At 54.2% G+C, this 13,053-nt stretch carries 9 protein-coding genes, 2 tRNA genes and 1 pseudogene; 6 read left to right on the top strand and 6 right to left on the bottom strand.

The features are described 5' to 3' along the window. Positions 1-13 precede the first annotated feature (13 nt). The 3 genes from AC0TN7_RS03805 (at position 14) to AC0TN7_RS03795 (ending at position 6,337) form a co-directional block, all read left to right on the top strand. Entirely contained in the window at positions 14-2,203 is a 2,190-nt protein-coding gene (locus AC0TN7_RS03805; RefSeq protein WP_061714827.1) for a TonB-dependent siderophore receptor, read from the top strand. 164 nt (positions 2,204-2,367) lie between these two features. Beyond that, a tRNA-Asn gene (locus AC0TN7_RS03800) sits at positions 2,368-2,443 on the top strand. A 288-nt stretch (positions 2,444-2,731) separates the two neighbouring features. Next, positions 2,732-6,337 (top strand): AAA domain-containing protein, encoded by a 3,606-nt coding sequence (locus AC0TN7_RS03795; protein ID WP_473701848.1) that lies wholly within the window; start codon positions 2,732-2,734, stop codon positions 6,335-6,337. Positions 6,338-6,458: 121 nt separating this feature from the next. On the opposite strand, the gene AC0TN7_RS03790 is transcribed toward AC0TN7_RS03795, so the two are convergent. From AC0TN7_RS03790 to AC0TN7_RS03780, 3 genes and pseudogenes are all read right to left on the bottom strand, one after another. Beyond that, complete coding sequence (locus AC0TN7_RS03790; protein ID WP_473701885.1) at positions 6,459-7,019, bottom strand: quinone oxidoreductase family protein; 561 nt, start codon at positions 7,017-7,019, stop codon at positions 6,459-6,461. Between the two features lie 90 nt (positions 7,020-7,109). After that, positions 7,110-7,418: pseudogene (locus AC0TN7_RS03785) on the bottom strand (alcohol dehydrogenase catalytic domain-containing protein); the annotation flags it as partial. Continuing rightward, entirely contained in the window at positions 7,418-7,834 is a 417-nt protein-coding gene (locus AC0TN7_RS03780; RefSeq protein WP_090419673.1) for a RidA family protein, read from the bottom strand. The pseudogene AC0TN7_RS03785 and the gene AC0TN7_RS03780, both read right to left, overlap by 1 nt. Before the next feature lie 141 nt (positions 7,835-7,975). Between AC0TN7_RS03780 and AC0TN7_RS03775 the strand changes: the two genes are divergently transcribed. Further along, positions 7,976-8,914: a LysR family transcriptional regulator gene (locus tag AC0TN7_RS03775; RefSeq protein ID WP_473701847.1), complete on the top strand. Its 939-nt coding sequence runs from the start codon at positions 7,976-7,978 to the stop codon at positions 8,912-8,914. A gap of 8 nt (positions 8,915-8,922) precedes the next feature. On the opposite strand, the gene AC0TN7_RS03770 is transcribed toward AC0TN7_RS03775, so the two are convergent. Further along, the gene (locus AC0TN7_RS03770) at positions 8,923-9,834 is read right to left on the bottom strand and encodes a LysR substrate-binding domain-containing protein (RefSeq protein ID WP_473701846.1); all 912 of its coding nucleotides are present in this window, start codon (positions 9,832-9,834) and stop codon (positions 8,923-8,925) included. A gap of 170 nt (positions 9,835-10,004) precedes the next feature. On the opposite strand from AC0TN7_RS03770, the gene AC0TN7_RS03765 reads away from it, so the two are divergent. After that, complete coding sequence (locus AC0TN7_RS03765; protein WP_473701845.1) at positions 10,005-10,613, top strand: glutathione S-transferase family protein; 609 nt, start codon at positions 10,005-10,007, stop codon at positions 10,611-10,613. A 42-nt stretch (positions 10,614-10,655) separates the two neighbouring features. Here AC0TN7_RS03765 and cbl read toward each other — a convergent pair whose 3' ends face one another. Then, positions 10,656-11,606 (bottom strand): HTH-type transcriptional regulator Cbl, encoded by a 951-nt coding sequence (gene cbl / locus AC0TN7_RS03760; RefSeq protein WP_023336219.1) that lies wholly within the window; start codon positions 11,604-11,606, stop codon positions 10,656-10,658. Between the two features lie 96 nt (positions 11,607-11,702). After that, entirely contained in the window at positions 11,703-12,620 is a 918-nt protein-coding gene (nac, locus tag AC0TN7_RS03755) for a nitrogen assimilation transcriptional regulator NAC (RefSeq protein ID WP_024908060.1), read from the bottom strand. Between the two features lie 320 nt (positions 12,621-12,940). On the opposite strand from nac, the gene AC0TN7_RS03750 reads away from it, so the two are divergent. Continuing rightward, a tRNA-Asn gene (locus tag AC0TN7_RS03750) sits at positions 12,941-13,016 on the top strand. Positions 13,017-13,053 lie beyond the last annotated feature (37 nt).

The raw sequence follows: 13,053 nt of genomic DNA, 5'->3' as shown, positions 1-13,053 counted from the left end.
GGTCAATATAACAATGAAACGTTCTCATCTTTGGGTTTTAAATCCTTGTTTGCTTGCAATGCTTTCTACCTCTGCGTGGGCGGAAGAACAAAAGGAAGAAAATATCGTGGTCTCCGCCAGCCGCGCGCACCGCAGCGTGGCGGAGATGGCGCAGACCACCTGGGTCATTGAGCGGGCTGAAATTGAGCAGCAGGTTCAGGGCGGAAAAGAGATCAAAGAAGTGCTGGCGCAGCTGATCCCGGGCATGGACGTCAGCAGCCAGGGGCGTACCAACTACGGCATGAACCTGCGCGGCCGCTCCATGATGGTGATGGTGGACGGCGTGCGCCTGAACTCGTCCCGCAGCGACAGCCGCCAGCTCGACTCTATCGATCCGTTCAACATTGACCGTATCGAAGTCATCTCCGGTGCCACCTCACTCTACGGCGGCGGCAGCACCGGCGGCCTGGTGAACATCGTCACCAAAAAGGGCCAGCCTGAGACCGAAGTCGAGTTCCAGACGGGTGCTAAAAGCGGGTTCAACAGCCACAACGACCATGATGAGAACGTGTCGGCAGCGGTCAGCGGGGGCAACGACAACGCTTCCGGTCGTCTGTCGGTGTCGTATCAGCGTTACGGCGGCTGGTATGACGGCAACGGCGACGAGGTAATCATTGATAACACCCAGACCGGCCTCCAGTATTCCGACCGTATCGATGTGATGGGAACAGGCACCATCAATATTGACGATCACCAGCAGCTGCAGCTGACGACGCAGTACTACAAGAGCGAGTCCGACGGCAAGCATGGGCTGTATCTCGGGAAGAACTTCTCGGCGGTAACGGGGGATGCGACCGCCTACAACAAAGGTAACCTCGATTCTGACCGCGTGCCGGGTACCGAGCGCCATCTGATCAACCTGCAGTACTCCAATACCGACTTCTGGGGCCAGGATCTGGTCGCGCAGATTTACTATCGCGACGAGAGCCTGACCTACTATCCGTTCCCGACCCTGACCAAAGGCGTGGTGAGCAGCATCGGCGCGTCGCAGCAGAAAACAGATTTCTACGGCGGCAAGCTGACGCTAAACAGCAAGCCCGTGGACGATTTAACGCTGACCTGGGGTATGGATGCCGACCACGAAACCTTCGACGCCAACCAGCAGTTCTTTAACCTGAGCAAAGCTGCAGCGAGCGGCGGCATGGAGCTGGATAACGCCTACAACGTGGGCCGCTACCCGGGCTACAGCATCACCAACCTCGCCCCGTTCCTGCAGGCCAGCTACGATATTGACGCCATCACCCTGAGCGGCGGCGTGCGCTACCAGTACACCGAGAACAAGGTGGACGACTTTGTCGGTTACACCCAGCAGCAGGCCATCGCCACCGGGAAAGCGACCTCCGCCGACGCGGTGCCGGGCGGGAAAACCGATTACAACAACTTCCTGTTTAACGCCGGGATCCTCGGTCGCCTGACCGAACAGCAGCAGGTATGGTTTAACTTCTCCCAGGGCTTCGAAATTCCGGACCTGGCGAAGTACTACGGCTCCGGGACCTATCAGCTCAGCAACGGTCACTATCGCCTGCTGAACAGCGTCAACGTGAACGACTCGAAGCTGGACGGTATCAAGGTCAACGCTTATGAGCTGGGCTGGCGCTACACCGGGGATAACCTGCGCACGCAGGTTGCGGCGTATTACTCACTCTCGGATAAAACCATCACCATCAACAAGACGGACATGACCATCAACCTGGAAGACGACAAGCGTCGTATCTACGGGGTGGAAGGTCAGGTGGACTATTTCTTCACCGACAGCGACTGGAGCACCGGGGCGAACTTTAACGCCATTAAGTCGGAAACCCGCGAAAACGGGAAATGGGAGAAGCTGACGGTCGACAGCGCCAGCCCGTCGAAAGCCAGCGCGTGGGTCAACTGGGCGCCGGGCGACTGGACCCTGCGCGTGCAGAGCACGCAGACTTTTGACGTGTCAGACTCCGACGGCAAGAAGATCGATGGCTATAACACGGTCGACTTCCTGGGCAGCTACGCCCTGCCGGTGGGTAAAGTCAGCTTCAGCGTGGAAAACCTGCTGGACAAAGACTACACCACCGCCTGGGGCCAGCGCGCACCGGGGCTGTATAGCCCAACCTACGGTGCACCGGGTCTGTATACCTACAAAGGCCGCGGACGGACGTTTGGTCTGAACTACTCCGTTCTGTTCTGATCCTGCGCGCCGCCTGCGGGCGGCGCATTTTGTTGTGTAATTTCAACGCGAATTTGCCATAAAATCAGCGATTTGCTGAAATTGTCGGCAAACGAACGAAAAGTGCGTTTTCACCCTTTGACAAGGCGTACCGAGGTCGCTACTATGCGCCTCGTTCACACGATTCCTCTGTAGTTCAGTCGGTAGAACGGCGGACTGTTAATCCGTATGTCACTGGTTCGAGTCCAGTCAGAGGAGCCAAATTTGAAAAGCCTGCTTTTAAAGCAGGCTTTTTGCTTTTCATTATTCCCACGCTAGCTCAAGATAGCCTCTCGTCAGGCAGGCCCTTCATTTGCAGCACCATAAGAATGCGTTCCAGTTGTTTGAACGCTAATTCCTCTCAGTAAAACTGGAAAACATATTAGCCGCTGTTACTCATATTGTATTTCCATACAAAGATGCCCCCTTTGGTAGGGTTAAAATATCTGCCTCTGTGTTATTCTCTAACCATTAATTTCAGGGAGATACTCAGGTTAAGGCTCTTTTAGCATGATGCAAAACTCGTCTAAAGATATCCTTTCAGCGTGGCATGATTATGTGAAATTCAGTGGCGCAGAAAAGAGTAAAATACCGGCCAGCAAGGTGCATGAGCACCAACAACTCATGCTCGGTATAAATAACTGTGAAGAAAACCAGAGCGGGGTAATACTCCGTGTTACGCCTGAAATGCGCAACCACTGGCGCCAGCGTTTCGTCGAATATGACGAAAAGGGTAGAATTACCCATATTGAGCCTGTTAACCTGCTTTTTCCGGTACTGCGCTGTATCGAAAACGAGCGAGGTAAGGCCAATGTAAAATACCTTCCGCTGTTCTCTTTCCCCTTCCCCAAATCATTTTTTGAACAGAACGAAAACACCCTGCTAGTTCCCGTCAAAGATGGACAACTTGTTAGCGCATTCCCCTTCGCTTTTCGCGAAATGTTTGGTATTCAGCTGGATGAGCTCGGTGAAAACCGTCATATGATGAGTATCGTTAGCGCGCTCACGGGATGTAAATATGACACGTTCCTTGAGGCGTTTAAGGCTCTTCAGAAATGGGTCACTCAGCAATCAAACAGTAAATATCAGGGGCTGGAAACTGCGTTTAATGCTCTGGTGGCTCCGCTGCATAATGAGGATTACAACCTCAAGCGTGATGCGGAAGATTTCACCTGGCTGTGTAATAACGCAGTTGGTGATTTCCCGTTACTGGAGCAGTATCTCAGCCATATCCACAGTGACGAGAAGGCCCCACATATTCACGAAGTGGTGACTGGCGGTTTGTTTGAAACACAATATCCTCTGGGCCATGGGCAGATGGCGGCAATACAGGCGATTAATCAGGATGAGCGCCTGGTTGCTGTACAAGGCGCGCCTGGTACGGGTAAAACCACGCTATTCAAGTCACTCATCGCACAACAACTGGTTGCCAGAGCACTGGCGATTGCTGAAGGAAAGGACCAGAATTTCGGCATGCTGGTCACGTCCACGGCAATAAAAGCGGTGGAGAATATCATTGACGATCTGCGCAGTGACCCTGCAACTGAGGATCTAGACTGGTTATGGTTTCATAGCGGCTCGAACGAACAGATTCAGCATGAGCTTACCCGGCTTGAGAAACTGATTGGTCGTTGGCGACAGGAAAGCTATGACCAACAGCAGCAGCACGATTTTTTAGCGGTTTTACTCAAGCATCGTGACGAGATGAACGCTTGTTACCGGGCGTATCTGAATGAAAAGGCAGTAGCGATACAATCTGTTATGGATTGTGATCTGGACACCCAACTAGCAAAAGAGCTACCAGCTCGTTTCATGGAAAAAATTCCCTCGCTCGCCGCTCATGCACAGGTACTCGGAATTGATGTTTCGCTTCATCACCCCGACGACCTGGATACCTTAGCCTGTCAGTTAGAACAGCGCCTGCAGGAAATTAGGGAGATAAAAACGCAGCGTCTACAGGCCAGCAGAATTTACCAGACGTTGCAGGCGACATGGCCGCAGCAGCATAGTCTGGAGCAGATACTTAGCTGGATGGATTCACCGCTACGTCCAGCCCTGGAGCTGCATTACCGCGACTATCCGCGTAAAGGGATTAAGCGTTATCTGGCTCGTTTTTTCGAGAGGAAATATCCAGCAAGGTTGCAACAGATGAGCCTGGCTGCACCGGAGGACTTTCTCAAATTCAGGCTTTCTTCCCTTCCCCATCGTCAGCTGGCTGCTCTGGCTGATGCTGGGGAAATGCTTTCACAGCAGGTAGATAGCCTGGCGCTACTGGCGCTGCTCCTGCATGCGGAACCCGAAGCTCAACAGGAAGTTGACCTGCTGATTCTTAATACTGAAGTAGAAGAATTGCAGGCACAATGGCGTCAGGTTATCCGGGCGCAACAGCTAACGGCACAGTATCAACAGCGTTATCCGGAAGGTAACTGGTGCGACATTTTGCGTAAACGCTTTATCAGGCAACACCGGGAAATGTTCGAAGCCGCTATCGGTTATCTCTGGCAGGAACAACTGAAACGGAAAATTGAGCTTGAAGAGGTGCTGACCCACTGGCGGGCCCTGATGAGTAAGCGTCGCAGTGCGGGCTACTATCGCTGGCTGGATAAGCTAGATGATTTCTATCGCGCACTGTCTCTTGTATATCCGGTAATGGCGACCACGCTGGTTTCCGCGTGGAAGGTTGCTGGTTATCGTAAGCTCGATGAACTCAAGGGGCATAAACCATGGCACCTGGCACTGTGCGACGAAGCGGGCATGATTTCGCTTGAATCCCTTGTGCCCCTTTTGAGTCGCAGTGAGAAAGCGATGATTGTTGGCGATCCTCTGCAAATTGAACCCATTAGAAACCTGTCAGAAAACATGCAAACACAGTTGCGTGAGCGTCATTTCGCCAGCAACAATACGTTGTATGAGCGTGTTTCACCTGCAAGCGTCACGGGCTGGCACCGTGCTGCTGGTACGCTTTCCGGCAAGGTAGACGATACGGGTAATGGCATCATTCTCGATGAGCATCGCCGGTGCCAGCAACCTATTGCCGACCTTTTCATCCGACTGGCGAACTACCATGGCGTCAGCGTGGAAACTGCCCCCCCTTCCAGCCGTATTGCCAGCGCGTTTGAGAAATCAGGCGGGCATCATTTGATGTTCTACAGCGTAGAAGGCCAGAAAGGCGATACGGTTAACACTAATCTGGATGAAGTTGATGCTATCGAGCTATTGCTGGATAAGCTGGAAGAAGCTGGTTACGATCTGACTGCCGATGTTGGTATCGTCACTCCCTATAGCAATCAGAAGTCATTGTTGATTAAACGTCTTGCGCAACGAATGAATCACTGGCAGAAAAACTGCATTGGTACAGTGCATCAGTTTCAGGGCGTAGGCTTTGAGGTCATCATTTATAGTCCTGTTATTTTTCATCCTCTTGATAATCCGAATTTTCAAAACGACGCACCAAACATGCTGAATGTCGTGGTTTCACGCGCAAAGCAGCAATTTATCGTCGTAGGTAACCATCATCGATTGCGGCAAGCAGGTGGATACCTGAAAGTCCTTGCAGATAGCGTTGCCGAAAGCTTCCTGCTTGAACAGGGTAGCCAGCATCCGAATTTTGCCAGTCTAAGCCAGACTCCCCGTCTACAGCGTTATTATCGCGACTGCGAACATATTGCCGCATTTAGCGCTCTGGCCAGCCAGTGTGAACAGGAGCTGGTTATCATCGCTCCGTGGATCCGTCGAGGAGGTAAGAATTATCAGAGGCCGGAGCTGGCGCAGTTGGTAGCCACGCAGCGGCGTGGTGTCAGGGTTAAAGTTTATTACGGCTACTATCACCAGTGCATGGATCGTGCGGAAGATAATGATGAGACTCTGGTTGCCGAGTACCGCGAACAACTAGGAAAAGAGAATATTATCCGGTTGACGGAAGGGACACATGAAAAGGTAATGATGATCGATGGCCGCTACATTGTTCTCGGGAGTTGGAACTGGCTATCTCATGGTTATCACCATAGCTGCGAGCGCAGTAAACAGTTCACTAATGCGATTCGTCATGAGATCAGTGCAGAGCTGGATGATGCATCGCTGGTGAGGGAGCTTAGGGAGAGGTTGCGGCTGGAATAACAGACTCATTGAATGCTCCCAGTCTGATGAGACAAATTTGAAAAGCCTGCTTTTGAAGCAGGCTTTTTTATTTTTCTCCTCCACATCAGAAGAATTACGAAGTCATGATGAGGTCCCCCGTTCATGGCTTCATAACGATACGACCAAGCGGTTTCGCTGTCTCAGCGTATTCATGGGCCGCAGCGGCGTTAGCCAGGGGGAAGACACGGTCAGTGACAACCCTGATGTGCCCTGCAGCCACAGCCTGCAACATGTCGTCCACGCTTTTCCGAACGCCAGGCCTTTCAAAAAGAGGCCCCATAAATACCCCCATGAGCGTCTGGTTAGACTGCATTGGCGGCCACAGGTCGACGGTCAGGCTACCGCCGCCCGCATTACCGACGAAGACGAGACGTCCTTCCGGAGCGAGTGCAGAAAGCGAAGCTGGCAACGTCGTCCCTACCGGATCGATGACGAGGTCAACACCGGTGCCATGGGTGAACTGTCGGACACTGTCCACAACGTTATTCTTTGCACGATCCACGACGTGATCGGCGCCAAGTTCCAGCAGCCGGTTTATTCGCTGCGTTCCGCTTGCCACGGCGATGACCGTCGCGCCTGCCTGTGAGGCAAGCTGAACGGCCGCGAGCCCCACGCCCCCCGCCGCTGCCTGAATCAGGACGGTTTCTCCATGCCGGAGCATCCCTCGTGTGAAAAGGCAATGATGCGCGGTTCCAAAAGAGATCGGTACCACCGCCGCGTCTGCTGCATCCACCCCATCCGGTATAAGCCAGGTACGTTCCGCCGGCACAGCCCAACGTTCCGCATGCGATCCCTGCATGCTAAAAGCAGCCACTCTGTCTCCAACCTTACGGCTACGGACTTTCGATCCAACGGCAACCACTGTGCCCGCGGCCGCGTAGCCGACGACCCATGAAGGGCCAGGCGGCGGAGTTGAGCGGCGGTTGATCAAATCTCCCCCTTCAATCGAGATAGCCTCGACAGAAATCAGGACATCGTCAGGCCCTGCGACCGGATCCGGGACATCGATATATCGCAGGACGCCGGGAGCGCCTTCCACGTCATAAACCGCTGCTTTCATCAATTTACCTCTGTCTTATCATGACTCGTGGGCAGCCGGGCAATCACCTTAATCTCAAACTGGAATCCGTACAGCCACGTCACGCCGATCCCCGTCAACGTCGGGTAAGGCGCTTCCCCCCAATATTCTGGCAGGATACTCCAGATAGCGTCGAGGTTTGACTCGGGATCGACGACAAAGAGGGTCACGTCAACCACGTCACTGAACGTGCAGCCCGCAGCCGTCAGAACAGCATTAAGGTTTTCGAATGCCAGCCGGACCTGCGCGTTGAGATCCTCTTCAGGCGAACCATCCTCCCGGCTACCCACCTGCCCCGAAACAAACAGGAAGCCGTTAGATTTAATGGCGGGTGAATACCGATTGCGCTCATAAAGCGCCTGGCGTCCGAAGGGAAAAACGGCTTCGCGTGTTGTCATGTCTGTACCTTTGCAATGGGGCGAAATCTGCCCGGTGAATATAAAGACACTTTACAGGCGCCACATCGGACGGATAAACAAGCGACTTTGTCCATCATTGTTTGTAATATCCAAACAATCGGTGAAAAGAGAGGACAAGGGATGGATCGTTTCGATGCGATGCGCGCCTTTGCTCGCGTGGTGGAAGCAGGCAGTTTCACAAAGGCTGCCCAAACGCTTCATATGAGCAAAACCACGGTGACGCAGCTTATTCAGCAACTGGAAGCGCGCCTGCGCGTCAGGCTGCTCCATCGCACTACCCGCAGGCTCGGTGTGACTCCTGATGGCGCGGTCTACTACGAGCGCGTCATCCGCCTGCTGGCGGACATGGAGGATGCTGAAAACAGCCTGTCCAGTGCGACGATGACCCCCAGGGGACGCCTGCGGATAGATGTGCCCACTCCTCTTGCCCGCTTTGTTCTGGTGCCCGCGCTACCGGCTTTTCATGCACGCTACCCTGATATCCAGTTCGACATGGGCGTGAGCGACCGGGTGGTGGATCTGATCGGTGACAATGTGGATTGCGTCCTGCGGGGCGGCGAAATCAACGACCAGTCCCTGATCGCACGCCATGTCGGCGATTTGCAAATCGGTGTTTACGTCGCCCCTAGTTATGTGGAACGCCTCGGCGCCCCTGCGCACCCGCGTGAGCTGGAAAACACCGACCATCACATAGTGGGATTCTTGTCCTCACGCACCGGTAAGATTGATCCTCTGGTACTGCACGGTGAGAATGAACATATTGAAATCAAGGGCAGCTATGTACTTGCCGTGGATGATGGCAATGCTTACCTCGAAGCTGGGTTAGCCGGGTTAGGCGTGATTGCGCTACCCGCCTATATGGCGGCAGCACATCAGGCTTGTGGCTCCTTGATTCCGCTATTTGAACAATGGCGGATTAAGCCAATGCCTCTGTACCTGGCATTTCCGCCGAACCGCCATGTCAACGCCAGACTGCGCGTTTTTATTGATTGGATCGTTGAATTGATGCAGCAGCATGTCCCTAATTCCAATAATAAGTCACTCCCTCCCAGCCCCTGATTCGCTCATTAGGGTTGGTTACTTTCCACAGCACTCACCGCTCGCCGCCAGGCCGCCACTTCCTCCTCCAGCCATGCCTTAAAGAGTGTCACCTCCGGCTTCGCCTCCGTTGACTGCGCCGTTACCAACCAGTAAGGCCAGGGATAAGGTGCGGTGATGGAGGTTAGCTGGACCAGTTCACCTCGGGTGATGGCATCCTGAACCAGAGAGCGGCGCTCCAGCGCGATACCTTTCCCGAGCCGAACGGCTTCGATAATGATATTGGAGTCGTTAATGCATAAACCGTCAGGCACGATCTCTTTCTCAAGACCCGCATTCATGCACCACGTTTTCCACGACTCCATAGAGAAAATAATATGACTCTTTGCAATCTCAGCCAGCGTAGCGGGCAGCACACCGTCGTTATAGCCCGGTGCGGCCACCACAATGAGTTCGTCGGAAAAAAGGTAATGGCTTTCACTCCCTTCCCAGTTCCCCTGCCCCATCCGTATCGCGATGTCTATCCCTTCCTGCTGCAGGCTGGTGACCGTCAGGCTGGCCTGGATTCGCAGGGTAATAAGCGGATATTTCGCCCGAAAACGAGCCAGACGCGGTAATAACCAGTGGCATCCAAATGACGGCACCATCGCCAGCGTCAGCTCCTGCTTTCTCGGCTTCACCTGTACGAGTCGGGTAGCATCCGCGATGTGGTTCAACGCCTCGCGTACCTGTAAGGCATAGAGCCGCCCTTCTTCGTTGATCTGCACTCCTCGCCCCTGACGGATAAACAGCTTTACGCCCACCATCTCCTCCAGCACTTTGATCTGCTGACTGATAGCGGAATGGGTAACGTGGAGTTCTTTCGCCGCCAGCGTCACGCTGCCAAGACGGGCGACGGCTTCAAAGCTTCGCAAACTGGCAATGGGTGGAAAATCCGACATGAAAGCACTTCCTTATCTGTGCTGAATATACAGCGGCAACCTGACCATATGTCAGTAATACTAACCCTTACGGTAAGATACTGAAGATATTCGCCATGCAAATTGTATTGTAATGTCTGGTCATCCTCTTCAATGACGCGTTATTTCACAGAGACAGGAAAACGGGAACGATGATTAAGCTTGTTGGCATGATGGATTCACCTTATGTACGGCGCGTGGCGATCTCCCTTGAGCTTTATGGCGTTGAGTTTGAAAGCCAGCCGCTGTCAGTCTTTAGCACCTTCGACGCGTTCTCCCGGATCAACCCCGCGGTAAAAGCCCCGACGCTGGTTCTGGATAACGGAATACGGCTGATGGACTCCTCGCTGATACTGAACTATTTTGAGGCTCAGGCTGCCCCCGAGCGGAAACTCCTGCCCGTCGCGCCGGATGCGCTGGCAAAGGATCTTCAGGCGCTGGGCTTTATCCTCGCCGCCGCTGAAAAAGCGGTGCAAAATGTGTATGAACACAACCAGCGCCCGGTGGAAAAGCAGCACGCTATATGGGTCGAGCGCATTACAATTCAGCTGCTGGCGGCCTGCAGGGAATGGAATGCCTTACTGGAGACGCGTCCGGCGACCGCAACTCCCGAGCAGGTTGCCGTCACGAGCACGGTTGTCTGGACGTTTATTCAGTCGATGATCCCGAACGTCGTTAACACAGCGGATTTTAGAGAGATTCAGGCGTTTGCCGAATCATTCGAATCACAGGCGGTCTTCAGAAAATACCCTTTCAGTTAAGTGATGAGCCCGGTAAGCACTCGCCACCGGGCAAGCCAACACTTAAATCTGATAATCAATCGCCACTTCTTCCGGCTCCATCACCTGACGTTTAATCTCATCCACCGACAGCCCGGCATTGCACAGCTCGATAAAACGCCACACATAGTTGCGCTGCAGCTGCCCGCGCTTCAGGCCAAGCCATACGGTATTGGCGTCAAACAAATGACGCGTATCAAGACGCACCAGGTTCCCGTCCTCGCGTTCTCCGCTGGACTGTTCCGCCACCAGGCCAATGCCCAGACCCAGCTCGACGTAGGTTTTAATCACATCAGAATCCTGCGCGCTCAGCACCACGTCCGGCGTTAGCCCTTTGCGGTTGAAGGCCTCGTCTATGCGCGAACGTCCGGTTATGCCCTGGCGGTATGTGATCAACGGCCATTTGGCAACGTCTTCCAGCGTCAGGGGAGAGACCTGATTCAGCGGATGATCGACCGGAAGTAATAAGCTGTGGTACCAGCGGAACCAGGGGAACGCCACCAGCAGCGGGTCGTTGCTCAGGCGTTCGCTGGCAATGCCAATATCCGCCCCACCGTTTTGCAGCAGCACTTCAATTTCCTGCGGCGTGCCCTGGATAAGCTCCAGACGGACGTCAGGGAAAAGTTCGCGGAACGCTTTAATCACCGGCGGCAGGCTGTAGCGCGCCTGGGTGTGGGTGGTGGCGATGGTGAGCACGCCCGAGGCGTCATTGGTGAAGAGATCCGCCAGGCGACGCACGTTGCTGGCCTCGTTGAGGATCCGCTCAGCGATGGTTAGCAAAGCCTTACCCGGCTCCGTCATGCCGAGCAGCCGCTTGCCGCGACGGATAAAGATCTCTATGCCCAGTTCCTCTTCCAGCTCGCGGATATGGCGGCTGACGCCGGACTGAGAGGTATAAAGCATATTGGCGACCTCGGTCAGGTTGTAGTCCCGCCTGGCCGCCTCACGGATAATTTTAAGTTGCTGGAAATTCACGATTCACTCCGGCGCATCTGACATAGCTCTATTGTTAGAGTCAGCCGAGCTGCAGAACAAATAATAAAAACCAGCATCTTATGCTTTTATGGAATATCAGCTCACGAGCTGGAGTTCACGGTTCTCAAGCGATGGCTTGCTGACCAGCGACATCAAAATCTCTTTTACCGCCTGCGCCTGTGGCGACAGCGAACCGCGTGCGGACATGTTCAGCGACAGCGGCAGGCTCATCGAAGGCGTGGTGATCCGCGCCATCCAGCCGTTTGCCGCACTGCACAGCGAGCGGGCTGCGGATTCTGGCAGAACGGTCACCCCCATGCCGCTGGCAATGGCTGCGGTCAGCGTGGAGATCGAGTCGATTTCGCCGATGATTTTGGCCGTCAGGCGGCGCAGGGAGAACGCTTCGTCCACGCGCACGCGCACGGCACTGTAGTCGCGCGGCAGATAGAGGTTCATCTCTGCCACGGCGGCAAGGTCTACGCTCTGGCCCGGACAGTCACGGGTCCCTACGAGGTAGAGATCTTCTTTCAGCAGCGGCTGACTGGTGATGCCGGCGACCGGTGAGCGATCGTAAAGGACCGCCATATCCAGCTGGCCGCTGAGCAGTTTGTCATTCAGTACGGAACCGCTGTTTTCATGCAGGTATACCAGCACTTCAGGCAGCTCAGCGCGAACGGCCTGCAGCAACGGCATGGTAATTGAGGACGCGGCCGTTCCCGGCGCCAGGCCGATAGAAACGTGCCCGCTCAGGGTCTGACCCACGTTATTCACCGCCAGCTGCGCCTGTTCACACTGGCGAAGAATGGTGCGCGCATGGGTATACAGGATCTTACCGGCTTCCGTTGGCGTGACGCCGCGTTTGGTGCGGATCAACAATTGCTGATCCATCTCGCCTTCCAGAGTAGCCACCTGCTGGCTCAGCGCAGGCTGCGCGATATGCAGCACTTCTGCCGCTTGAGTCAGGCTGCCGATATCGACGATTTTTACGAAGTATTTCAGTCGTCTTAAGTTCATTTTGCCCCCTGTTCGAAATGCTGTGCCGGAACCGGCTGTCGTTGTTGAACAGGTTTTGCAATATGAATGCCACTTTTACCAGGCGGTCTGAATTGTTCGCTAAGCGTCTGAAAATAAGGAATCCTAATTACAGAGGGGGATTTAATTACCGAAACAGCAGTTTATGATCTGCCCCATTAGGGGTATACCCGCACCATGACGGTGCATTCCGCTGCCAAAAACATCACTTTGCCGATTTTGTCAGCAAACGATCGAAAGGCGGCGATCCACCCTTTGACAAGGTGAACGCAGGTCGATAATATGCGCCCCGTTCACACGATTCCTCTGTAGTTCAGTCGGTAGAACGGCGGACTGTTAATCCGTATGTCACTGGTTCGAGTCCAGTCAGAGGAGCCAAATTTGAAAAGCCTGCTTTTAAAGCAGGCTTTTTGCT

The sequence above is a fragment of the Enterobacter sp. PL_is511 genome, assembly GCF_055816065.1.
This window is presented reverse-complemented; position numbering and strand designations above follow the sequence as displayed.